At 69.9% G+C, this 23,049-nt stretch carries 22 protein-coding genes; 9 read left to right on the top strand and 13 right to left on the bottom strand.

Annotated elements, in window-relative coordinates:
* The first annotated feature begins 14 nt into the window (after nt 1–14).
* Nucleotides 15–647 (top strand): hypothetical protein, encoded by a 633-nt coding sequence (locus GUI43_RS05965; RefSeq protein WP_112601720.1) that lies wholly within the window; start codon nt 15–17, stop codon nt 645–647.
* A 59-nt stretch (nt 648–706) separates the two neighbouring features.
* Entirely contained in the window at nt 707–1,786 is a 1,080-nt protein-coding gene (locus GUI43_RS05960) for a hypothetical protein (RefSeq protein WP_112698252.1), read from the top strand.
* Between the two features lie 60 nt (nt 1,787–1,846).
* On the opposite strand, the gene GUI43_RS05955 is transcribed toward GUI43_RS05960, so the two are convergent.
* Nucleotides 1,847–3,160, bottom strand: coding sequence for a hypothetical protein (locus GUI43_RS05955; RefSeq protein ID WP_112585284.1), 1,314 nt, complete (start codon nt 3,158–3,160; stop codon nt 1,847–1,849).
* Between the two features lie 489 nt (nt 3,161–3,649).
* On the opposite strand from GUI43_RS05955, the gene GUI43_RS05950 reads away from it, so the two are divergent.
* Complete coding sequence (locus GUI43_RS05950; protein ID WP_112698251.1) at nt 3,650–5,212, top strand: pectate lyase family protein; 1,563 nt, start codon at nt 3,650–3,652, stop codon at nt 5,210–5,212.
* Between the two features lie 144 nt (nt 5,213–5,356).
* On the opposite strand, the gene GUI43_RS05945 is transcribed toward GUI43_RS05950, so the two are convergent.
* From GUI43_RS05945 to GUI43_RS05925, 5 genes are all read right to left on the bottom strand, one after another.
* The gene (locus GUI43_RS05945) at nt 5,357–6,667 is read right to left on the bottom strand and encodes a radical SAM protein (RefSeq protein ID WP_112698250.1); all 1,311 of its coding nucleotides are present in this window, start codon (nt 6,665–6,667) and stop codon (nt 5,357–5,359) included.
* Between the two features lie 54 nt (nt 6,668–6,721).
* The gene (gene sodN, locus GUI43_RS05940; RefSeq protein WP_112698249.1) at nt 6,722–7,126 is read right to left on the bottom strand and encodes a superoxide dismutase, Ni; all 405 of its coding nucleotides are present in this window, start codon (nt 7,124–7,126) and stop codon (nt 6,722–6,724) included.
* 100 nt (nt 7,127–7,226) lie between these two features.
* Nucleotides 7,227–8,039 carry an inositol monophosphatase family protein gene (locus GUI43_RS05935; RefSeq protein WP_112698248.1) on the bottom strand — a complete coding sequence of 271 codons (813 nt, stop codon included), beginning with the start codon at nt 8,037–8,039 and terminating at the stop codon, nt 7,227–7,229.
* Nucleotides 8,040–8,106: 67 nt separating this feature from the next.
* Entirely contained in the window at nt 8,107–8,622 is a 516-nt protein-coding gene (locus tag GUI43_RS05930) for a hypothetical protein (RefSeq protein WP_112698247.1), read from the bottom strand.
* Between the two features lie 117 nt (nt 8,623–8,739).
* Nucleotides 8,740–9,186, bottom strand: a complete 447-nt coding sequence (locus GUI43_RS05925; protein ID WP_112601645.1) for an iron chaperone — start codon at nt 9,184–9,186, stop codon at nt 8,740–8,742.
* 209 nt (nt 9,187–9,395) lie between these two features.
* Here GUI43_RS05925 and GUI43_RS05920 point away from each other — a divergent pair, with 209 nt between their 5' ends.
* On the top strand, nt 9,396–10,157 hold the full coding sequence (locus GUI43_RS05920) for a GNAT family N-acetyltransferase (RefSeq protein ID WP_112585296.1): 762 nt from the start codon (nt 9,396–9,398) through the stop codon (nt 10,155–10,157).
* A gap of 44 nt (nt 10,158–10,201) precedes the next feature.
* Nucleotides 10,202–10,921, top strand: a complete 720-nt coding sequence (locus GUI43_RS05915) for a tetratricopeptide repeat protein (protein WP_112698309.1) — start codon at nt 10,202–10,204, stop codon at nt 10,919–10,921.
* On the opposite strand, the gene GUI43_RS05910 is transcribed toward GUI43_RS05915, so the two are convergent.
* From GUI43_RS05910 to GUI43_RS05900, 3 genes are read right to left on the bottom strand one after another with little or no spacing between them, the layout of a single operon-like run.
* Nucleotides 10,918–11,634 (bottom strand): NADPH-dependent F420 reductase, encoded by a 717-nt coding sequence (locus GUI43_RS05910; RefSeq protein WP_112698246.1) that lies wholly within the window; start codon nt 11,632–11,634, stop codon nt 10,918–10,920. The genes GUI43_RS05915 and GUI43_RS05910 overlap by 4 nt on opposite strands.
* Nucleotides 11,635–11,660: 26 nt before the next feature.
* Complete coding sequence (locus GUI43_RS05905) at nt 11,661–12,689, bottom strand: LLM class flavin-dependent oxidoreductase (protein WP_091401095.1); 1,029 nt, start codon at nt 12,687–12,689, stop codon at nt 11,661–11,663.
* The gene (locus tag GUI43_RS05900; protein ID WP_112585300.1) at nt 12,682–13,731 is read right to left on the bottom strand and encodes an LLM class flavin-dependent oxidoreductase; all 1,050 of its coding nucleotides are present in this window, start codon (nt 13,729–13,731) and stop codon (nt 12,682–12,684) included. The genes GUI43_RS05905 and GUI43_RS05900 overlap by 8 nt, the downstream gene beginning before the upstream one ends.
* A 109-nt stretch (nt 13,732–13,840) precedes the next feature.
* On the opposite strand from GUI43_RS05900, the gene GUI43_RS05895 reads away from it, so the two are divergent.
* The 4 genes from GUI43_RS05895 (at nt 13,841) to GUI43_RS05880 (ending at nt 18,296) form a co-directional block, all read left to right on the top strand.
* Nucleotides 13,841–14,332: a MarR family winged helix-turn-helix transcriptional regulator gene (locus tag GUI43_RS05895; protein ID WP_112585302.1), complete on the top strand. Its 492-nt coding sequence runs from the start codon at nt 13,841–13,843 to the stop codon at nt 14,330–14,332.
* 249 nt (nt 14,333–14,581) lie between these two features.
* Nucleotides 14,582–16,450 carry an ABC transporter ATP-binding protein gene (locus tag GUI43_RS05890; protein ID WP_112585619.1) on the top strand — a complete coding sequence of 623 codons (1,869 nt, stop codon included), beginning with the start codon at nt 14,582–14,584 and terminating at the stop codon, nt 16,448–16,450.
* 53 nt (nt 16,451–16,503) lie between these two features.
* Complete coding sequence (locus GUI43_RS05885) at nt 16,504–17,637, top strand: sensor histidine kinase (protein ID WP_112698245.1); 1,134 nt, start codon at nt 16,504–16,506, stop codon at nt 17,635–17,637.
* Nucleotides 17,634–18,296, top strand: coding sequence for a response regulator (locus GUI43_RS05880; protein WP_112585306.1), 663 nt, complete (start codon nt 17,634–17,636; stop codon nt 18,294–18,296). Before GUI43_RS05885 ends, GUI43_RS05880 begins: the two co-directional genes overlap by 4 nt.
* A gap of 82 nt (nt 18,297–18,378) precedes the next feature.
* Here the strand turns inward: GUI43_RS05880 and GUI43_RS05875 are convergent, their stop codons facing one another.
* The 4 genes from GUI43_RS05875 to GUI43_RS05860 form a co-directional block, all read right to left on the bottom strand.
* Entirely contained in the window at nt 18,379–18,813 is a 435-nt protein-coding gene (locus GUI43_RS05875) for a DUF6223 family protein (RefSeq protein ID WP_112698244.1), read from the bottom strand.
* A gap of 157 nt (nt 18,814–18,970) precedes the next feature.
* Nucleotides 18,971–19,459, bottom strand: coding sequence for a nitroreductase/quinone reductase family protein (locus GUI43_RS05870; RefSeq protein WP_112601648.1), 489 nt, complete (start codon nt 19,457–19,459; stop codon nt 18,971–18,973).
* A 39-nt stretch (nt 19,460–19,498) separates the two neighbouring features.
* A complete protein-coding gene (locus GUI43_RS05865) occupies nt 19,499–22,102 on the bottom strand; it encodes a hypothetical protein (RefSeq protein ID WP_146765865.1) in 2,604 nt (867 codons plus the stop codon).
* 144 nt (nt 22,103–22,246) lie between these two features.
* Nucleotides 22,247–23,002, bottom strand: coding sequence for a hypothetical protein (locus tag GUI43_RS05860; RefSeq protein ID WP_249037663.1), 756 nt, complete (start codon nt 23,000–23,002; stop codon nt 22,247–22,249).
* Nucleotides 23,003–23,049: the final 47 nt, after the last annotated feature.

The following is a 23,049-nucleotide window of genomic DNA, read 5'->3' as shown; positions in this document are numbered from 1 at the left end:
AGAACGGAGATCACATGAACACATACAAACGGCGGCGGACACTCGCGGTCGGCGTCGTCGGCGCTGTGCTGACCGGAGCGGCGGTGCTGCCGTCGCCCGCACTGGCCGAGCCCGGTGACGACGCCAGCGTGCGGGTCACTGTCGACATCGACGAGATCAGGGAACCGGGCGTGCTCGCCCTGTCGATCGCCGGCGACGCCGTCGCGCTCTCCGAGGACGGCTCGACGCTGCTGGTACGCCAGTTCGTCGGCACGCTGCCGACGGTGACTGTCACCGACACCCGCGTCGCCGACGAGGTGCCCGACGGCGCCAACTGGGCGGTGCTCGGCAGCGCGACCGACTTCGCCGGCGCAGCCGGCCAGGCGCCGATCACCGCCGACCACTTCGGCTGGAAGCCGCGCCTGCTCGACGGCGGGGAGACCGGCCTGGTCACCGAGGGCGAGGAGGTGGTGACCAGCCTGGACGAGCCGACTCAGCCGGGCAACAATGTCGGCCTCGTCGACCAGGAGCTGTTGGTCTCGGCCTTCGACTCCGAGGCCGTCGCCAGCGACTCGTACTCGGTCAACGCCGACCTGTACCTGCGGACCCCCGCGGAGGTCGCCGCCGGCGCGTACAGCTCCACACTCACGCTCTCACTGTTCGAGTAGTGGCCTGGGCGGGGGCCCGGATCGGGCCCCCGCCCAGCCCCGTGCCGAAGGGCCGATTCATGACCGTCACCCCGCTGCGCCGGGCGCTCGTCGTCCTCGCCGTCGCGTCCCTCGCGGTTGCGGCCGCGCCGACCGCGGCCGCGGCGGAACCGGACCCGAAGGCCCTGACCTGGACGGTCCAACCGGCCACCGCGACCGGGCCGGACCAACGCCGATGGATCAACGCCAGCCTGGATCCGGGGCAGGTGGTGACCGAGCACCTGGCGGTACGGAACTTCAGCCGCACCGCGGTCGCCTTCTCCCTGAAGGCCGCCGACGGTTACCTCACCGACAAGGGCCGCTTCAACATGCTGTCGTCCGACCGTCCCTCGGTCGACGGCGGCACCTGGATCGACGTGCAGGAGAAGGTCACCGTCGGCCCCAACGAGACACGGGTGGTGCCGTTCACGATCACGGTGCCCCAGGGCGCCACGCCGGGTGACCACCCGGCCGGCATCGCCGCGACCGTCACCAGCACCGGCGGCACGGTCAACGTCGAGAGCCGCATCGGCTTCCGAGTGATGCTGCGGGTGAACGGCTCCGCGCAGGCCGCCCTGGCCGTCGGGGGCCTCGACGTGACGTACTCCCCGTCGTGGAACCCCTTCGCCGGTGGCACGGTGCGGGTCCGCTACACCGTCGAGAACGACGGCAACGTCTGGGCCAGCGGAACGAGTCGGGTGGCGTTGTCCGACCTCCTGGGCCGGACCAGCCACGACGCCACCAGCGCCGTCGAGGAGTTGCTGCCCGGCGGCGCTCGGACGGTGGAGACCCGGGCCGACGGCGTCTGGGCCCTGGGGCGCCTCCGCACGACCGTCAGCACCTCGCCGACGCTGCTCGGCGACGGCCAGGCCGGGGCCGACCTCCGACCGGCCTCGGCCACCGTCACCACCTGGGTCGTACCGTGGGCGCAGCTCGCACTGCTGGGTCTGCTCGCCGGCCTGCTCCTGGGGCTGCGGGCGGCGGCCCGGCACCGGCGGCGTCGGCTGGCCGGGCTGCTGGCCCGCGCGAGGCAGGAGGGCCGGCAGGAGGGTCAGGAGTCGGTGCTCGTCGGGGGCGCGCCCGCTGCTGCCGAGCCCGACGCGGGCGACGCCGGCCGGTAACCCGTCTGCGCGAGGAATCGCGCTGCCGGATCGCGGCGAGGCGTCGCCCGGTCCGCGGCCTCAGGGCTTGGACCGGCCCAGCAGCCAGCGCAGGATGCTGGCGTCCTCGTAGGTCGGCCCGAACGCCGCGTGGTAGTCCGGCAACGAGAACGCGGCGTCGGCGTACTCGGTGTAGCGCACCAGGTCGGCAGCCTGCTCCGGCGTCTTGCCCCGGGCGGCGTACGCCTGCCGCAGCACCGCAGTGGAGTTACGCGCGCCCGAGACGTTGAGCAGGTGGTCGTGCTCGCCGTGGGTGATCCACACCGGCACCTCGGCCGCCGCGATGGCGGTCGCCTGGGTGGCGTTGACCGGGAAACCACCGGTCACCAACCCGCCGGCGAACAGGTCCGGACGCTTGGCGAACGCCTCCCAGAGCAGCTGGGAGCCGTACGACACGGTGGTCGCGTACACCCGACGGGTGTCCACCGCGAACTGGCCGACGAACTGGTCGAGCAGCTTGACCAGCAGGTCCGCCTCGGCGGCCCCACCGACCCGCTGGTGCTGGGGCGCCAGGACGATGACGTCCTCGGCGGTGCCGGTCCACCGCGGTTGGAGCCACGCGGTCGCCGGGATGTCGGCGGCGAGTTGGACGCCGAGGTTGTCACCGTCCCAGCCCATCCCGTGACCGGGCAGGACGACCATCAGCGGGTACTTGCGGCCCGGCTGGTAGTTCTTCGGCAGGTGGTAGTGGTACGGCAGCACCATTCCGCCACTCAGGAACGAGCCGTAGGTGAACTCGTCGACCAGTTGGTTGACCGGCTTCTCGGTGACCGGTCGGGACTCGCGCGGGGTGGCCCGGGCGAGCACCGGCCCCTTGCCGGCCCCGCGGCCGGGCTGGCCGTGCACGTCCTTGCGCTGCACGACCCGGGTCGGCAGCTCGGGGTTGACCTTCACCGTGCAGAGGAAGGTCGGGCACTTGGAGACGATGACCGTCGAGCCGCCGGTGTCGGCGGGGTCGAGTTCGACGATGACGTACCTGCCCGGCGTCGATCGGTGGTCGGCACGGGTGCCCGGTGTCCCGTTGGTGTAGGTGTGGGTGACGGTCCGGTCGGCGAGCTTCGGCAGGTCCTCGATGGGGTTGAAGCGGAAGTTGTAGATGGTGTCGGTCACCGAGAACGTGGCGGTGTCGAGGGTGCGGGGGTTGACCGCGGCCCCGTACTCGATCGCCACCGCCGAGACCTTCTGGCCGTACGTGTAGACGGTGGTGATCGGGGTGATGCTGCGGATTCCGTCCGTGGCGCCCCGGCTGCCGCTCGCGCTGCCGTACGCCGTGCCGGATGCGCCGGCCAGGACGAGGGTGGCAGCGATCGGGATCAGTCCTTGTCGCAGTCTCATGCGGGTCCTTTCTCGGGGGTGGTGCGCTCAGTCAGCGATCCCGCCCGGGGACCAGGAGTGGGACGGGGCGGAGTGAGTCGGTCGCTAAACTGATTTAGCAGAGCATCGATGGCGGGCCCAACGGTGTCAATACCGAGCGCGCAACAAGCCGGGAACCCGCCCCGCCGGCGGGCCGGACCACGCTGGCCCGCGCGCCCGACCCCTCCCGCGAGCACTGCAACAAACCTGCAAGCGCCAGCTATTGCCTTCAGGGAAACCGCTTTCCTACGATTGCGTTGCATCGATGTTTCATTTAACGGTCGGGCGAGCGGTGTTGCCGGGCACACCCCGTTCGCGCGACACATCCCCGCTTCTACCAGGGCGTGAGAGACCTCGATGAAATCCTCGCGATTGACTGTCGCCAATTCTGAATGATGTTCGTCGGCAGGTGCGGTCGCGATGTCCGTCGGGGCGAAGCCTGGAACGAGACGAATGCGAAGGTGAGGCGACATGAGACGACCAGTCGTGTTGCGACGTCAGGCGGTATTGGCCGCGGCGGCTGCGGCGGGCGTGGTGATCGCGGCCGGGGTGGTGCTGCCGACCCCGCAGGCGTCGGCGGCGGTCGGTAACGCCACCGGCTACGCCACCCAGAACGGCGGGACCACCGGCGGCGCGGGCGGGCAGACGGTGCGGGCCAGCACGGGCACGGCGATCCACGCGGCACTGTGCGGACGGACCAGCAGCAGCACCCCGATCACCATCGAGGTGACCGGGACCATCAACCACGGCAACACCAGCAAGGTGTCCGGGTCGAGCTGCAACACCGCCGCGGGCGTGATCGAGCTCAAGCAGATCAGCAACGTCACCATCATCGGGGTCGGTGGCGGCGCCGTCTTCGACCAGCTCGGCATCCACATCCGCGACTCGAGCAACATCATCATCCAGAACGTGACAGTGCGGAACGTCAAGAAGTCGGGCTCGCCCACCTCCAACGGTGGGGACGCCATCGGCATGGAGAGCACGGTCCGCAACGTCTGGGTCGATCACGTCACCCTGGAAGCCTCGGGCGGGGAGTCCGAGGGGTACGACGGCCTCTTCGACATGAAGGACAACACCCAGTACGTGACGCTGTCCTACAGCATCCTGCGCAACTCCGGTCGCGGCGGTCTCGTCGGGTCCAGCGAGAGCGACCTGTCGAACGGCTTCATCACGTACCACCACAACCTCTACGAGAACATCGACTCCCGCACGCCGCTGCTACGCGGCGGCGTTGCCCACATCTACAACAACCACTACGTGAGCCTGCATGAATCCGGGATCAACTCCCGGGCAGGGGCCAGGGCCAAAGTGGAGAACAACTACTTCCGTGACTCCAAGGACGTCCTGGGCACCTTCTACACCAACGAGCGCGGCTACTGGCAGGTCGCCGGCAACGTCTTCGACAACGTGACCTGGTCCAGCGCCGGCAGCGAGAACTACCCCGCCGGCCCCAACCCGACCTCCAACACCACTGTCAGCATCCCGTACCCGTACAGCCTCGACGGGGCGAGCTGCGTGCCGGACATCGTCCGTCAGACGGTCGGTGCCAACACGGGTCTGAAGGTGTCCAACGGCAGTTGCTCGCCGCAGACCCCGCCGCCCACCACCCCGCCGCCCACGACGCCTCCGCCGACCACGCCTCCGCCCACGACGCCTCCGCCCACCGGCGGGACCAACCTCAGCCTGGGCGCCGGCGCCGACGGCTCCAGCAAGGCCAGCGGGACCAGCTACGGCAACGTGCGCGACGGCAACCTGAGCACCTACTGGTCGCCGGCCGGGTCGACCGGCACGATCTCGATCAAGTGGGGCTCCGCGACCCAGGTGTCCCGGGTGGTGATCCGCGAGCCGTCCGGCACCCAGGGCTCCATCGGGTCCTGGCAGCTGATCAACAACGACAACGGAGCCGTCCTGGCCTCCGGTAGCGGGGCCGGTTCGATCACCTTCTCGACCGCCGCGATGAGCAAGATCAACTTCAAGATCAACAGCTCCAGCGGTACGCCACGGGTCGGTGAGTTCGAGACGTACGCCAGCTAGACGAGTGTCGCGCTGCTGATCACCGTCGGCACCTTCGTCGGGGCGGATGCGGTTCTAAGCGGTATACCTCAGAGGCATATTTATACCTCTGAGGTATACCGCTCATCGGCGGATCCACCTGGGCGGGCCAGCCGAGCGGGCCCGTCACGATTCCGTGGACGGCAGGGTGTCCATGAAGGAGCTGACCGAGAAGACCGCTCGCCCGGGCCCGGCGGGGCCGTACCCGGGCGGGCTGGACAGGCCGTGGGCGTCCATGGTCGCCCGATAGGCCTCCAGCAGGCGGACGTGGTATTCGAGCGGCGCGCCCTGCGGGTTCGTCCGGCCCAGCGGTGTGGTGGGCTCCGGGCACCAGGTGGTGAACCGGGGCGTGATCCCCCGCGACATGAAGTAGTCAAGCCCCTCGGTGGTGGAGGCGATCGCCTCGTCGACGCTCGTGAAGCCGTGCGGGGCGGCCATCTCGACGCCCGCCACGAAGTTCGGGATCACGTTGCGCGGGCCGAAAACCTCGGCGGAGTCGAGGATGCGCCGGTGCCACTCCTCCCGGCCGACGTACCGCTCCTTGCCCGGGCAGTACAACTCGAACAGCCGCTTGTCCCACACCTCGTAGTTGGGGTGGTAGATGCGGATTCCGTAGTCGTGGAACCGCTGCACATCGGCTCGGGGCAGCGCCTGGGCCACGACCTTGCCGATCCACCGTCCGGGAAACCGTTCCTCGATCGCCTGCGCGTACTGGCCGTAGAAGTCGGCCTCGGCCAGCCCGTTGACCTGCGAGGTGATGCTGCCACCGGTCAGCGTGTACGCCTGCGACGCGCGGTCGACGTCGTGCCGGTTGATGATCTCCAGGGCCTCGAGGACCTCGTCGACGGGCTTGACCCCGGTGTAGGGCCGGCCGGCCTGCTTGTGCTGCCGCCAGTTGTGGTTGATGTCGCAGTACTGGCACTCCTCCTTGGCGCCGAAGTACTGGCAGACCCGGAACGCGGTGAGGTAGATGAGGTAACCCCACTGGATCGTCGGGGCGACCTCCATCACCGACTTGCCGTTGGCGAGCGTGTGGCGGTAATACGCCGGCATGGGGGGCAGCCCGACATCGGCGATCGGCCGCCCGTCCAGGAACAGGCGCAGTCGACCGTCGCTGTCGGTGCCGACGCGGTACGGCGAGCTGGGGTTGGTGCGGACCGAAACGACGGTACGACGCAGCCCGTACGGACCCCCGGTGAGCACGATCTCCTCCGGTGGCCGGCGCAGCGCCGCCGTCCCCAACTCCGGCAGCGTCCGGTGATCGAAGGAGAAGATGAAGTACGACTTCGGCTTGACGTCGCCGTGCTCGTTGTCGGTCAGTGCCGCGTCGTCGAAGGCGAGCCCGCCCCGCAGCAGATCCTCCTTGAGGACCGCCTCCCGCGGCACGTGTGGAAAACGGCCCATCAACTCTTCGACGAGGTCGGTGCGCGACGTCATGCGGTTCCTCCCGAACGCGGTACGCCGAACCGGGTGCCACCCGGTGCCGGCTGATCAGCCCTGCTTGGTCTCCCAGAAGATCTTCGAGATCTCCTCGATCTTGCCGAGGAGCTGCTCGGCGACCGCCGGGTCCGCGGCGCCCTTCGCGCCGCCGGCACCTGCCAGCTTGGTCGCCTCGTTGAAAAGGCCGTGCAGCTGGGGGTACTTCTCGAAGTGCGGCTGCTTGAAGTAGTCGGTCCACAGGACCCAGAGGTGGTGCTTCACCAGCTCGGCCCGCTGCTCCTTGATGAGCAGCGCGCGGGTGCGAAACTCCGGGTCGTCGCTGGCCTGGTACTTCTCGGAGATCGCCTTGATCGACTCGGCCTCGATGCGGGCCTGCGCGGGGTCGTAGACGCCGCAGGGGAGGTCGCAGTGCGCGCTCGCGACGGTATGCGGGCGGAGAAGGCGGGACAGGAACATCGGAATCCCTTCGACGGTGGTCGTTCAGCTGACGTACGTCCGGGCGCGGCGGCCCCGACGTGATCATTTAGGGACGCTAGAACCTCAACCGCACTTCATGTCAAGGCCGACTCGATCGCGAGCCCTGTTTCCGGATGAGCGTCAGGAGGGCGGCGTGCGTCCGCTCGTCCGCTGCCGCGACGAGACCGTCCCCACCAGCGTGCAGCGGCTGGCCGTCGAGCCCGGTGACCACGCAGCCGGCTGCCTGGCAGAGCGCGATTCCGGCCGCGAAGTGGACGCTGTTGCGCAGGTCCTGGCGGTCCGTCACATAGGCGGCGCGGCGACCGGCGGCGACCCAGGCCACGGCGAGGCTGGTGGAGACCACCCGGGGCCGGAACTGTTCGAGGAAGCCCTCGTCGGCGAGCATGCGGGCGGCCAGGAAGACGTCCCGGTTGGGGAAGGGTGGGTCGAGGTTGAGGTCGACCAGCGTCGACTCGGCCGACGGGAACAGTCGCTCGTCCGTCCCCGCACTCCGGACGTACGCGGCGGTGCCGTCGGTCCAGAACACCTCATCGGCGAACGGGTCCGCCGAGGCCGCCACTGTGACGTCCGACCCGGTGCGCAGGGCGACGTTGACCGAGGCCAGCATGGTCCGCGCGGCAAAGTTCAACGTGCCGCACAGCGGATCGACCAGCCAGGTGCGTCCGTTGTCGCCCGTACCCGTGCGCCCGCTCTCCTCGGCCACCACGGCGTCGTCCGGACGCGCCGTGCGTAGGACGTCAAGGATGGCCTGCTCGGCCGCGACGTCGGCGGCGGTGGCGAAGTCGCCGCCGGTCTTCATGACGCGCGTCAGTGTGGAGCCGTACCGGGAGCGGACAACTGCGGCTCCAGCTTCCGCCGCCTCGACAACCAGCGCATGGTCTGTGATCGACATGCACGAACCATAGGAGCTGTGGGCGACGTCGATGAGGGCACGTACCGGGGCGTGGGCGCCGGGCGGGTCAGTCCGACAGTTCGATGATCGGTGGTTGACTGACAACCACCGTCATGATCATGGGAGCGTCGCCGTCGCACTGGTTGACCGAGACCGCGATCCACCGACCCTCGGCCACCGTCGGCCCCCAGACCGCCAGGTCGCCGTAACAGTCCAGGTCGCAGAGCGACTGGAACAGCGCCGGCATGGGTTCACCGGCCTGATCCCGAAACAGCGGCACCCGCATGGAGACCTTGCGGTGCGCGCCCCACCTCTGGTCCAACTCCGCTACGACCAGGGCAAGGTTCGCCTCGGCGGCATCCTCGGCCTCGTTCCATTCGGGACCGTACACACCCGTCAGGGCTTCGCTCTCCCAGAGCGGGACGATCCGAAAGCCCTCGCCGCGGGTGCCCGTCCACTCACCGGTGACCGGGTCCCCCTCGCTGACCGGCACGCCGCCCGTGGGCAGGTCCGCGGCGAGCAACGACTCGATGTCGGACACCGTCCGACCGGTGTCGAACACCTCACCGGCCCGGCCGGTCATCGGTGGACTCGTCGTACCGCCGGCGGCCCATACCGCATCGTCCGCACCACCTGTCTCCGTCGGCTCCGGCCCTCGATCATCGCACCGGGAGTGAGCCAACGAGGGGGCGGGCGTCGGTCAGGAGACCGCCGTCCGCACCAGCTCGGTGATCTTCTTCTCCACGGCCGGGCTCCACTGCTGCAACGCGTACGCCACCGGCCAGAGGTCCCCGTCGTCAAGGTTGGCCGGGTCCTGGAAGCCCAGTGTCGAGTACCGGTAGTTGAACTTGCCGGAGTCCTGGAAGAAGACGATGATCTTGCCGTCCTCGTTCGCGTAGGCGGGCATCCCGTACCAGGTCTTCGGCGTCAGGCCCGGGGCGGCGGCGCTCACCGTCACGTGCACCCGCTCGGCGAGCGCGCGGTCCTCCGGCTCCATCTGCGCGATCCGGTCGAGGACCGCCTGCAGTCCGTCCGCCTTCTTGGCGCCCTTCTTGCCCTCGGCGCGCAGCTCGTTGGCGCGCTCCTTCATCGCGGCCCGCTCCTCGGGGCTGAAGCCGTCGGACACGGTAGTGGTCTTCGCGGACATTCTCGGGCTCCCTCTTGTCGTCCAGGTCGGCGTGCTGCCGTTCACCTGGGGAAAGGCTAGGCCGCTCGGACTCTCTCGGGCTTCTCGATTCCTGATCGGTTCGAAGCCGGACAGCAGGTGGCGGTCCCCGCGCCCGTGATTTGCTGGTCAGCGTGATCGGTGGCTAGGTTGTCGACCGGAGCAGAACGACCGGTCTAGGGAGTCCCGTCATGAACATCACCGCCGATCGGATGGCGGCGGCGTACTTCGACGCCTTCGAGGCGCTGTGCGGGGTGACTCCGAAGGGCGGGTACGCCGAGCGGGGCACCGCCCGCGCGGGGGTGACGCAGGCCGGTGTCGCGACGCTCAACGCGGCGTACGACAGGTCCACGGAGCCCGACCTCGGGTCGCTCGACGAGATGGCGATCCAGGTCGGCCGGCAGGCCGCGCACTGGTCGATCATCGTGAGGGGCGAGGCGGACGACCAGGTCGCTGACCTCGCGGCCCGGCACGGCCTCCTCGAACGCGCCGAGCTGCCCCTGCTGGCCTGCGCGGCGGACGACCTCACCTTCCGCGCCGGCTCGGCGGAGCGCCCCTCGGTGCGTCAGGTCGGCGCCGCCGAGAACGACCTCTACACCGACGCCCTCACCCGGAGCTTCGAGGTTCCCGAGGGCCTCTTCGGATCGCTGATGGGTGGTGCGGTGCTCGACGCCGACCCCATCACCGGCTACCTGGCCGAGGAGTCCGGCCGGCCCGTCGGCACCGGGCTCGGGATGCGGACCTCCGGGGTGGTCGGCGTGTTCAACATCGCCGTCGTTCCGTCCGCCCGGGGTCGTGGCCTGGGCCGGGTGATCACCGAGACGGTTCTGCGGGACGGCATCGCGGCCGGCGCGGACGCCGCCTACCTGCACACCAGCGTGATGGGTCGGCCACTCTACGAGTCGATGGGCTTCACGCTCGTGGAGACCTGGACCATGTTCCACGCGCGGTGACGGACGATTTCGACCGGGCGGTGTCAGTGATGGGGGAGAAGGCCATGACCTTCAGTGAGAGCGTGCGCTCGGCGTTTCGCCGAGGCGAGACCGACGCCGTGGTGCGGATGAGCGAGGCCGAGATCGAGCGGGCCCAGGCGGCCGGTGACCTGGCTGGCGAGGTGGAGGCCCGGTACAGCCTCGCCCGGGTCGCCATTCGCGGCGGTGACCTGCCGGCGGGAGAGGCACGAGCCCGGGAGGCTCTCGCGGTGGCGCTGCGCTCCGGCGACCGGGCCCTGGAGGAACGACCGAGGCACGTGCTGGCCGGCGTGGCGAGGATGTCCGGTGACCTGCTCCGCGCTCGGGACCTGTACCGGGAGAGCATCGCGCTCAACGAGGCGCTCGGCCAACCCAAGACTGTCAACTCCGAATTCCACAACCTCGCGTTCTGCGAGTTGGGGCTGGGCAACCTGGACGTGGCCCGAACGCTGTTCGCCGAGAACCGCGAGCGGGTGTTCCACAACGGTTGGGCCGACTTCGTGCCGTACGTCTGCGTCGCCGGCGCCGCGCTCGCGACCGCCGAGGGGGACCACTCCCGCGCGGCCAGGATGATCGGTGTCGCCGATGCCGCGTTCGCGGCACTCGGCCAGGTGCCGGACCCGGACGACGCGGCGGACCTCGCCAGGATGCGCGCCGCCGCGACCGAGGCGCTGGGCCCGAGCGACTTCGACGAGCAGTACGCCGTGGGCCAGCACCTCGAACCGCGGACGGCGTTCGACGCCTAGGCCGCGTCGGGCGAGGTCGCGGCTCGGGCAGCGGTGATGATCCGTCCCCGCTCCGACTCCGGGAAGCGGTCGAGCATGGCGCGTACCTCGTCGGCGCTCACGTTGGCGCCGAACAACTCGCTGCCCGGTTCGAGTCGTACCCCCTCGGCCAACGGCCCGGCGACGACCGGATCGAAGCCGAGCGCGTCCACCAGGGCCGCGACCTCGGTGAGGTCGGCGTTGTTGTCGCCGGCGATCGCGATGGCCTTGCGGCCGGTCGCCCCCGCCGGCCGGGCCTCGTCCTCCAGGTCGTGATAGCCCATGTGGTTGAACGCCTTCACGACGCGTGAGCCGGACAGGAACGCCTGGACGGTCTCGCTCGACGAGGTACGCGGGTTGGTGAGGTCGTCGCGGATACCGTCGATCTCCCACCAGTAGTTCATGGCATCGACGACCAGCTTGCCGCGCAACGCCTCGACGGGAACGCTGCGGTACTTGCCCAGGGGCAGGGCGAGGATGACGACGTCGGCGTCGGCCGCCGCGTCGACCGCCGTGGTGGCCTCGGCCCCGGGGGCGAGGACCTCGACGGTGAGGGCGATCTTCGCCGGGTCGCCGGAGCCGGCCACCCGTACCCGGTAGCCGGCGGCGACGGCGAGACGGGCGAGCACCGTGCCCACCTTGCCGGCCCCGAGGATGCCGAGGGTCGCCGGCCGGCTCCGGTCGTTGTCGTTCATGTCGTCCTCTCGCTTGGAAGTGCTGATCAGGCCAGCAGTTCGCGGACCATGGGGATCACCTTCGAGCCGTAGAGTTCCACGGCGCGCATCCGGGCGCTGGCCGGTTGCGCTCCGGCCGAGTAGATGAGGTCGAACCGGCCGACGCCGAGGCTGCGGATCGCACGGGCCATCCGGCGGGCCACCGTTTCGGGTGAACCGATGTAGAGGGAGCCGTTCTCCACCTCGGAGTCGAACTCCTGACGGCGGATCGGGGGCCAACCCCGCAGTTTGCCGATCCGGTCTCGCATGATCCGGTAGTGCGGCCAGTAGATCTCCTTGGCCTGCTCGTCGGTGTCGGCGATGAAGCCCGGCGAGTGCATGCCGACCGGGTGCGCGGTCGTACCGAGCTGATCGGCCGCCCGGCGGTACAGGTCGATGTAGGGCGCGAAGCGCTCGGGGGCGCCGCCGATGATGGCGAGCATGAGTGGCAGCCCGTACTGGGCGGTGCGGACGACCGACTGCGGCGAGCCGCCCACACCGACCCAGGTGTCCAGGTGACCCGATTCGGTTTTCGGGAACACGTCGGCGTTCTCCAGCGGAGCGCGCAGGGTGCCGCTCCAGGTGACCGGCTTCTCGTCCAGCAACTTGACGAACAGTTCGATCTTCTCCTCGAACAGCGTGTCGTAGTCGCGCAGGTCGTAGCCGAAGAGCGGGAACGACTCCGTGAACGAGCCACGACCGAGGATGACCTCGGCGCGGCCGTTCGACAGCGCGTCCACTGTGGCGAAGCGCTGGAACACCCGTACCGGGTCGTCCGAACTCAGCACGGTCACGCCGGAGGCCAACCGGATCCGCGAGGTGCGGGTGGCGATTCCGGCCAGCACCGTCTCCGGCGTGGAGACCGAGTACTCCGGCCGGTGGTGCTCGCCCAGGGCGATGACGTCGACCCCGAGTTGGTCGGCGAGCACGGCCTCGTCGACGACCTGCCGGATCGCCGCCGCGTGGGAGACGAGCTTGCCGGCGTCGTCCTGCGGTACGTCGCCGAAGGTGTCCAGGCCGAACAGCAGATCAGACATGGTTGGGCTCCTTAGCCAGCAGCTCCCGGACCCGCGGCGCGACCTCACTGCCCAGCAGTTGGATGGTGCGCGCGCGTGCCTCGCGGGGCAGGTGCATGATGTCGTACTTCAGGTCGAAGCGGCTCAGTCGCAGGTCGCGAGCGACAGTGGCGATCTTCTGCGCCACCGTCTCGGGCGAACCGACGAAGAGCGCCCCGTGGTCGATCTCGGCCTCGTAGCGCGCACGGTCCGGCTTGTAGAAGCCGCGTTCGGCGGCCAGGGCCGCCACGACCGGCTGCCAGTATCGCCACCACGTCTCCACCGCCTCCTCGTCGGTGTCTGCGACAAGACCGAGTGAGTGCTGCCCGATTGGCTGCAGGGTATGCCCGAATTGTTCGAGCGCCCTGGTGTAGAGGTCGACGTGGCCGGCGAAGCGCTGGGGGCGCCCGCCGATGATCGCGAGCATGAGCGGAAGTCCGTGCCGGGCGGCGCGGATGACCGAATTTGGGCTTCCTCCGACACCGATCCAGGTCGGGATGCCGCCCGGCTGCATCCGTGGGTGCAGCCGCTGCGCTGTCAGTGCGGTTCGTACCGTGCCGGACCAGGTGACCGGTTCGTCCTGCTGAAGCCGCAGGAAGAGGTCGAGCTTCTCCTCGAACAACCGCTCGTAGTCGGCCAGGTCGTAACCGAACAGCGGAAACGACTCGGTAGCGGAGGCGCGGCCGAGGACAATCTGGGCACGGCCGTTGGAGACGGCGTCGAGGGTGGAGAACTCGTGGTAGAGCCGTACCGGGTCGTTGGTGCTGAGCACGGTGACCGAGGTGCCGAGGCGAATTCGCTCGGTTGCCGTCGCGGCCGCGGCCAGCAGCACGGGTGTGGCCGAGTCGTTGTGGCCCTCGCGGTAGTGCTCACCGACGCTGAACACGTCGAGTCCAGTCGACTCGGCAAGCCGTGCCTCGTCCACGAGTAGCCGTACGGTCTCGGCGTCGCTCAGAACCCGGTCGCCGTCGGTGGCCACCTCCCCGAACGAGTTGAGCCCCAGCTCGAAGTCTGCAGCTGCCATCGTCTCCTCCTCGGTGCAATCCGCCGGCGACCCGCGGGAGCGGACCTACCGGTTGACGTGTCAATGATGCTAACTTGGCGATTGACACGTCAATTCCCGGGAGAGTGAGATGACGGAGGCCACACCCGGCCGGCGGGGCGGACGCCAGCTCCCGACCGCCGACGAGCTGCGAATCTGGCGGGACTTCATCGAGACGACGGCAGCGCTCGGCTCCCGGCTCGAGTCCCGACTCCAGGGCGACTCCTCGCTCTCGACCGGGGACTACTCAGTGCTCCTGGCCCTCAGCGAGGCGGAGGGCCAGGCGATGCGCTCGTCCGCACTCGCCTCGCACATCGGGTGGGAGCGGAGCCGGCTCTCCCACCACCTCGGGCGGATGGAGCGGCGCGGCCTGATCCGCCGCCAGGAGTGCGCCACGGTTCCCCGCGGGGCGGAGGTGCTGCTCACGACGGCCGGCGCCGAGGCGTTCAGGGGCGCTACCTTTCCCCACCTGCGCGCCATCCGGGAGCTCTTCGTCGACGCCCTCACGCCGGAGCAGATCGTCGCGGCGGGCGAGATCGCCACGGCGCTGAAAGCGCGCCTCGACGATCTGCGCACGCAGTGACGCACCGGGACGCCGTCCCGGCAATATCGCATCCATAACGGCGAGTGCTCGAGTGATTGCCGAGAGCTATGTTCGGGTGTTCCAATCCTCCAGAAAGCCGCCACCCCGCCAGCCCGGCAGGGAATGGCGACGGCTGCGCCGTCCGGAGGTACGTCCATGAGCGAGACCGCCACCGCAGAGGCCCACCGCTTCAATCCCGGCAAGCCTCACCCTGGGCGCACGGAGTCGGTGCTGCCGGAGCTGCGGGAGATGTGGTGGGAGACGGGGTTCCGGGCGCGCGCGGAGGCCGGCGTCCTGGCCGTCTTCGCGGAGCTGCCCAGGCTCGTCTGGACAGCCGTCGGCATCAGCTGGCGCGCGGATCGGCTCCGTACCGGTGTGGTGGCCGCGGCCACGGTCGGCGCGGGGGTGATGGCCGCCTTCGGCCTGTTGGCCACGCAGCGGGTGTTGGTGGAACTGTTCGCCGGCGGACCGACCGCGGACAAGGTGCGGGCGGCGCTGCCCGCGCTGGCAGTGCTGGCGGCAACGGTCGCGCTCCGCGCCGGGATGGGCATCGCCACCGGGTACGCGCAGAACGGGTTGACGCCTCGGGTGAGTCGTGAGGTGGAGCGGGGCCTGTTCGAGGTGTCCACAGCGGTCCGGTTGGAGGCGTTCGACGCCGACGCGTTCGCCGATGACATGGAACGCGCCTCGCGAGGCACCGAGTCGACTATCGGGCTGGTGCAGGCGTCGATGAACCTGCTCGCCGGGCTGGCCGGGCTGCTCGCCGTGGCGGCCGCCGTCATCGTCATCCATCCGCTGCTGCTGCTGGCGCTGCTGGTCGCGACGGTGCCCAACGCGTGGGCGTCGCTGCGGGCCGGGCATCTGCGCTACCAGACGTACACCGCCGGATCGGTGCGTCGACGTCGACTGTGGCTGCTGCACAAGTTGATGGCCGAACGTGCCTCGGCCCCGGAGTTGCGCACCTACGGGCTGCGCCGGTTCCTGCTCGACCAGTACGACCGGGTGATGCAGGTGGAGACCGACATCCAGCTCGCCCTCGCCCGGCGGGTCACCACGACCACCACTGTCGGAGCCGTCGTCGGCGGTCTCGCGACCGGCACCGTCTACGCCCTGCTCGGCTTGCTGCTCCTCGACGGGCAGATCCCGCTCGCCGCCGCGGCGACCTGCGTCATCGCGGTGCAGTCCGCGCAGCGGTCCCTGGCCATCGCCACCTTTCAGGTCGACCACGTCTACACCGAGGGGCAGCACTTCGGCGACTACACCGGGTTCATGACCCGCGCCGACGCCTACCTACCGACCAGCACCGGGCCAATTGCCGCGGCCGATCCTGAGCGGTTGCGGGAGTTGACCGTCAACGAGGTGAGCCTGCGCTACCCCGATCGGGACGACTCCGCCGTCGACGGCGTGACGTTGACGATCACCGCCGGGCAGACCGTCGCGTTCGTCGGGGAGAACGGCTCGGGCAAGACGACCCTCGCCGCGATGATCGCCGGTCTTCGCGCCCCCAGCGAGGGCAGTATCGAGTGGAACGGCCGCCCGTTGTCGGACTGGAACGTCGACGGGCTGCGCGCCCGGATCGCGGTGGTGACGCAGGAATACCACAAGTGGCCGTTCACCGCGGCCACGAACATCGCCATCGGCGACGTCGACAGCGAGGCCCGGCAGGATCGCATCGAGGCCGCCGCCGGCCGCGCCGTCGCCCACGACATGATCAACGAACTTCCGCACGGGTACGAGACGCTGCTCGACCGGACCTTCGCGCGAGGCCAGGACCTCTCCGGTGGGCAGTGGCAGCGCATCACGGCGGCTCGCGGGTTCCTGCGCGACGCCGAACTGCTGATCATGGATGAGCCGTCCTCCGCGCTCGACCCCCGCGCCGAGGACGCCCTGTTCCAGACCATCCGGGACCGGAAAGGTCGTGCCACCACGATCCTCATCACGCACCGGCTCGCCAACGTCCGGCACGCCGACCGGATCTTCGTCCTGCACCACGGCCGGCTCGTCGAGGCCGGCACACACGCCGACCTCGTCGCCACCGGCGGCCGGTACTCCGAACTGTTCGCCCTCCAGGCCGCCGGCTACGACGCGAACCTGGCCGAGGGCCACCGGCACACCTGAACCGTCCAGTCGGACCTTCTGCCGCTGGATCGCGGGAGGCTAGGCTTCGGCCCATGGCAGGGTGGCGGGGCCGGACGGCGGACGTGGCCCTGGTGCCCGCCGTGGGTCTGGTCGCCGTCACGGGCCTGGTGGTGCAGTCGCGTGGCATCGACACCGCCGCCGAATGGGCGGCGCTGCTGACGGTGCTGCTCTCCACCGGCGCGCTGTACGTCCGCCGCCGCCACCCGGTGCCGGTGGGCGTCGTGGCGCTGGTTGCCATCGGCGCGTACGGAGCGTTGCTGCACCGGCCCGGCCCGATCATGTTGGTGTTCGTCGTGGCGCTCTACACCGTCGTCGACGAGGGATATCTCGCGGTCGCCATCGGGCTCGGCCTCGCCTCGGTGATCGCCTTCGCCGTGGCGGACAGCTACAACCGGTCCCCGAACACCATGAACGGGGCGACGCTGCTGCACGCCGGTTGGCTCGTCGCGGTGATCGTCGGCGTGACCCGCAACCGCCGCGCCTACCTCGCCGAGGCGCAGGCCCGAGCGGTCGTCGCCGAGCAGCGGATGGAGGAGGAGGCCCGGCGACGGGCCACCGAGGAGCGGCTGCGCATTGCCCGGGAGTTGCACGACGTGCTCGGCCACCACCTGTCGTTGATCAACGTGCAGGCCAGCGCCGCGTTGCACCGACCCGACCCGGTCCGGTCCGAGCAGGCCCTCACCGCGATCAAACAGACCAGCAAGGAGACGTTGAGTGAGTTGCGCGCGACCCTGGGCGCACTGCGGCAGGCCCCGACGGTCGTGCCCGCACCCGGTCTGAACCGCCTCGGTGATCTGATCAGGACGGCCGCCGGGCCGGAGTTGAAGATCCGCACCGAGCTGGCCGAGACACGGTCGCTACCGCCGGAGGTCGATCTGGCGGTGTATCGGATCGTCCAGGAGGCGCTCACCAACGTGGCGCGTCACGCGCGTGCCACCACCGCTGTGGTCCGGGTCCGGCCCGATCACGACGACGTGCTCGTGGAGGTCGAGGACGACGGCACCGGCCAGCCGGATTCGCCGGGCAGCGGAATCCTCGGAATGCGGGAGCGGGCACGGGCACTCGGCGGTTCGTTGACCACTGGCGCGCAGCCGGACGGGGGCTTCCGGGTCAGCGCCCGTCTGCCGATGCGAGCCGACCCGGCGCCGGTGGGGGAGCAGATGTGATCCGGCTGCTTCTCGTCGACGACCAGACCCTCGTACGCGCCGGTTTCCGGTCCATTCTCGACGGTGAGGACGGTCTCGAGGTGGTCGGCGAGGCTGCCGACGGATTCGAGGCGGTGCGACTGGCCCGGCAACTGCGACCCGATGTCGTCCTCATGGACATCCGGATGCCCGGGCTCGACGGACTGGCCGCCACTGGTGAGATCGTCGCGAACTCCGATGCTCGCGTCATCATTCTGACCACGTTCGACCTGGACGATTACGTCTACGGCGCGCTGCGGGCCGGTGCCAGTGGCTTCCTGGTCAAGGACACCGAGCCAGCGGAGTTGATCCACGGAGTGCGGGTGGTGGCCCGGGGTGACGCGCTGATCGCGCCGTCGATCACCCGGCGGTTGATCGCCGAGTTCGCGGCCCGGGCCAAGCATCCCGACCCCGGGCCGCGACTGAGCGTGCTCACTGAGCGGGAGCGTGAAGTGCTGACGCTGGTCGCCGCCGGCCTCTCCAACGACGAGATCGCGGCGCGGTTGGTGCTGAGCCCGGCGACCGCCAAGACACATGTCAGCCGGATCATGACCAAGGCCCATGCCCGGGACCGAGCCCAGTTGGTGATCCTCGCCTACGAGTCCGGTCTGACCGTGCCTGGTTGGCTCGCTCGCTCCTGAGCACCACCATCGGCTGGTCGGCCGAAACGATCATGGGCGGTACGAGATCGGCCAGGCGATTTCACGCCGGAACCGGTCACTGTCAGCCCGCCAGGCGGCCGGTGCGGCGCGCGCGAAGCAGGGCCAGCCCGCCGAGCACCACGCCGGCCAGTCCGACAATCAGCGCCACGTAGGCCCCGCCTCGCCCGTTGCCCGTGCCGATGCCACTGTCGGAGGTGGCCACCACCAGCCCACCCAGCGCCATGCCGATCAGCCCTGCCGCCAGGGCCAGGACGGCTCCGAGGCTTCCCGAGCCGGTACCGAGCCGACTGTCGGGGCGCGCCAGGGCCAGTCCTCCGATGATGGTGCCGAACAGCCCCAGCAGGACGGCCGCACTGGCACCGAAACGCCCTGAACTCATGGAGAGAGCAGTGGCAACGGTCGGCTGGGCCGAGACGTGCGCGGCTGCCGGTGCGGCTAGCTCGATCCCTGCGAGCGGGGCGGCTACGGCGGCGGCGAGCAGGTGACGGACAGACATTGTGGATCCCCTCGGTCGCGTGACGGGTACGCGTGGCAGCCTAGGAAGCAAACCGCTGGTGAGTCGTCATGCCGGAGTTGCCGATGGGCCTACCACCCGGGATGTACGCGCGCGGGACGTCGTACCGCCGCAGTTGTCTTCCGACCCTGGCAGCGCCTCATGGCGTCGGGGAGCCGCCACCCGATCTGGGCTCCAGCACCACCACTGTGGTCTCTGACGATCGCCGCGCGGCGTGGGCGTCGAAGTTCTTGTCGGCCTCGCGCCAGCGGGGCCACAGCCGCGACCGCTCGTCGTCGGTGGCGGCCCGGCCGCGGACCAGCCGCCGCCCGTCGGCCAGATCGACCGACGCGTCCGGGTGCGCCTGGAGGTTGAGCCACCAGGCGGGGGCGCCCTCACCCCAGCCGTTCATCGCCACGCCAACCAGGTTTGGACCATCCTCGAAGTACGCGATGATGACGCTGCGCTGCTCACCGGTGCGGCGACCGGTCGTGGTCAGCAGCAGCGTGCCCCACCGGTGCTCGCGGGGTCGCCACAGCCCGACCCGGCTGCCGGTGACCCGGTACAGGCCCCGATGCACCGACCAGGCCAGCCGGATGAACCACCGCGGCGGAAGCCACGGTGCCTTCGTTCCCTGACCGTCCGACATGGCGAACCTCCCGTAGCGACGAGCGATGATGGGTTTGCATCACCTGTGACGTGCGGCGTACGCCGCGAAGTGATCGGCCCAGCGGCGGGTGACGACCTCGGCGGGCTCGAGCCACTGGGTTGGCTGGGCGGGCAGTGGTAAGCCAACCGATTCCAGGAAGCACTCGACCGGGATCATCGAACGGGTTCGCGACGGCAGCCGGCTGAGCTCGTCTCGTAGTCGCTCCAGGCGGTCGCGGTCGCCGACGATCAGTGCCGTGCAGGATTCGGCAAGTCCGTAGCGGTACCCGATATCGCCCATCGACGCCTCGTCCAGGGTTCGTAGCCGGTCGATGGCCAGCACGATGTCCGTCGGGGCCGAGCGCCCCAGCAGGACCGTGGTCAGCAGCGCCGAGCGGGTCGCTACCAGGTGGCCGGACAGGTCGGCCTGCTCGGCGAAGTCGCGCAACTCGTCGACGCTCACATCGCCGCGGAAGAACGCCCGCCGCATCAGCAGTGTGCCGACCTCTTCCAGATACTCCCGCTGGCGGCCGGCGCCGCGAAGCTTTGCCATCTTGTCGGGGACCTCGGCGAAGTAGCGCTCCGGCCGACCATGGGCGTACTCCGCCAGCCTCGTGATGAAGCTCTGCACCGGGAGCCCCTGCGCGGCCTGGTCGGCGTCTGTGAAACGCCGCGCCAGGCTCAGGACCTGTGGACGCTGCCCCAGGTGCAGTGGCGCGGGCTTACATGCGACCAGCTCGTCGAAGACGGCGAGCGCCTCGTCCCAACGCTGGCGCAGCCGCAGGGTGTAGCCCAGATGCCGGCCCGCGGCGGTCCAGAGCGGGTGATCAGAGTCGAAGATCTCGCGGAGCAGACCGAGTCGCTCGTCCACGGGCGTCTCGATGGACTTGGCCGCGATGAAGTTCAGGACCAGGCGACCGTACTCGGTGCGGCTCGCCGCCGGCACCCGGGACCGCAGGCCCTGCACCGAAGGACTGAACACGATCGCACGTGACAACCAGTCCGCGTAGTTCTCGCTCGGAGCTGGCTCCAGCGTCGTGCTCTGCTCGCACACCAGCACGACGGCGACACCGATCAGGTCCAGGACCTCGCGATTGTCCTCACGATCCTTGGCATCGTCATGCAGACGTCGGACTGCCGCGGCGGCCCGGACGGCAGCCAGCTCCCAGTCGCGCTCGGCCCAGCCGCCGGAGATCTGGTGGTCGGACCGGCGGATCGCCTCCCGGACGGCGTCGTGTATCCGGTACGGGAAGCGGTCGCCGTGGTGGTGGTCGATCATCGGACGCCGAACGGCCCGCTCGGCGCACCCGTGGTCGACGTCCGCCGCGGCCGCCATCAGATGCGTGTCGAAGACCCGGAACAGGCACGCGGCCCGGATGGCCCGTTGCTCGTCGGCCGGAACGTCGTCGAGGATGCGCATCACCAGCGAACCGAGGGAACCCGTGACGTCCTGGGTCTTCACCTGGCGTCCGACCCCGGCATCCTTGATCGAGATGGCGACCTGCCGGGCCAGTTCCAGATACTGCGGCAGCCCCGCCGACGATCGGACCAGGTCCTCGACAACCTCGTCGCTCATCGGCAGGTCGAGTTGGGTCCGTCCGCGCAGGATCAGCGCCCGGGTGTCCGACGGGGAGAGGTTGCCCACGAGATGCTGCCGGGGATTGTCCGGGGCACCCGGCACGAGCCCTGGCCAGGTCCACCACCCGCGGTGCGGAAGGTCGACGCGGCTGTCGTCGTACCAGTCCAGCAGATCGCGCCCGGTCAGTACGAACAACACGTTCGGCATGCAGTGGATCAGCCGGTTGAGGTGTCCCTCCGAGACCCGTCGCGGGTCCAGGGCGAGCCGCTCGGTCGTGTCGACGAACACCGCCACCATTGGCGACGGAACGATCTGGGCCAGCTCCCACGACAGAGCCGCGGCGAGCTCGCAGGCCAGGGCCGGTCGAGGCTCGGTGGGGCTCGGCTCGTCGGCGCAACGGAGCAGGAAATCCTCGAAGCCCGCGAACCCGTCGACGGCGAGCCGCAGATCACGTCGGCGCCGGAGTTCGCCGACCACCTTCCGGACACCACGCACCCCGAGCGAGGCGGCCGTGCCACCGGCAAGGTCCGCCAGCGAGCCGAGGTCCTTGAGCACCTCGCCCACCGTCTCCGCCACCGAGTTCTCCAGCTCGTCCCGCCCCCGGAAGCGTGGCAGCGGCTCACCGGGACGTAGGGCCGACCAGTAGGCCGTGAACGCCAGGTCGAAGACCGGCCAACGGCGACGGATGCCGGCCGCACCGGCCCGCAACGCGAGCAGTGCGGCCGGAAGGTCCATGCGACCGGCAGAGCCGTGCAGGTCGATGCGGGCCGTCGTGTCGACGTTGGTGGCCGGAGGCGGCCCCCAGCCGTTGACGAGCGGAAGGTCGTGACGGACCCAGGCCTCCAACCGTTCGGAGAGAGCGGTCTTGCCGATGCCACCCAGGCCGTAGAAGGTCAGCACGTTGTGGCGGGCGACCCCGACCTCGTCGTCACTGTCGAGCAGCTGGCGAAAACGGGTAACTGTCGACTTGAACGCCTGGGACTCGGTCTCCCGGTCGGTGAACAGCTCGCCGGCATGCGGTGGGCCGTCGCGGTGCTCGCCGCTGCCCGGGGGAGAAACCTTCATCAGCCGCCACATCCAGGTCGTCAACTTCACTGTGGACCGAGATCCCCTAGTCTCCGGGCGCGAGCGCGGCCCGGGTCCAGGTGTCCATGATCCGACGGAGAACAGGACCGGTCGGTGGAAGCCGTTGTGGCGGCGACCTCGGGGTTACCGCTGCCAGGTGTCGATGACGCGTACGCCGTCGCGGACGACCCGGTCCAGGATGGCGGGGTTGCCGCTGGTGCCCTCCCACCCCTGGTCGTCGAAGACCGTCACCGCGCTGTCGACACGGGCCACCGCGATCTGGCTGGACGCGGTCTCGCCGGTGCGTTCGCCGTTCAGGCTCGTCTCGGGCCAGGTCCGGGTCAGCAGCAACGCCTCGTCGCCGACCCCGGGCAGTGCGTGACTCTTGACGGTGACGCGGTTTCCGGACTGGTCGTACGAGGGGCACGCCTGCACGGCCGTGCGGAGACGGCTCAGGTAACCCGAGGCGCCGTCGCCGTCGAAGGTGAAGATGGTCTGGTGGATCATCCCCTGCGGCACGTTGCTGGAGGGCTCGCCGGCCTTCTGGTAGGTGACGGTCATCGCGGCGCTCGCGGTTACCTGCCGGCCGCCGGTACCGAACTCGTTGCCGCACAGCTTCGGCAGGGCCTCCTCGACGGGCGTCGTCCGTCGCGGAGACTTCCGCAGCTCGGCGGGCAACTCGACGAAGGCGGAGGTCGGGATGGTCACCGGGGTGCTCGCGCTCGGCGATGGCGGGTCTGTCGGGGGTGCTGACGCCGACGCGGTGGCCGGTGCGGTGGTCGCCGGGGCTGAGCCGGGCGGATCCTCGGTGGTGGTGCAGGCAGCAGCCAGTGCGACGGTGCCGAGCAGCGCGAGCGCGCGTCGCGTACGGGCCATCGGCAGTGGTGTGTATCGGCTCATCATCACCCCTCGTCTGTCCCGAGGCAGTTCCCTGCCCGGTGTCGACC

Origin of the sequence: Micromonospora noduli (genome assembly GCF_003264365.1) — a bacterium.
GTDB classification, from domain to species: domain Bacteria; phylum Actinomycetota; class Actinomycetes; order Mycobacteriales; family Micromonosporaceae; genus Micromonospora; species Micromonospora noduli.
The sequence above is the reverse complement of the archived record's forward strand: the minus strand, read 5'-3'. Positions and strand labels throughout refer to the sequence as shown.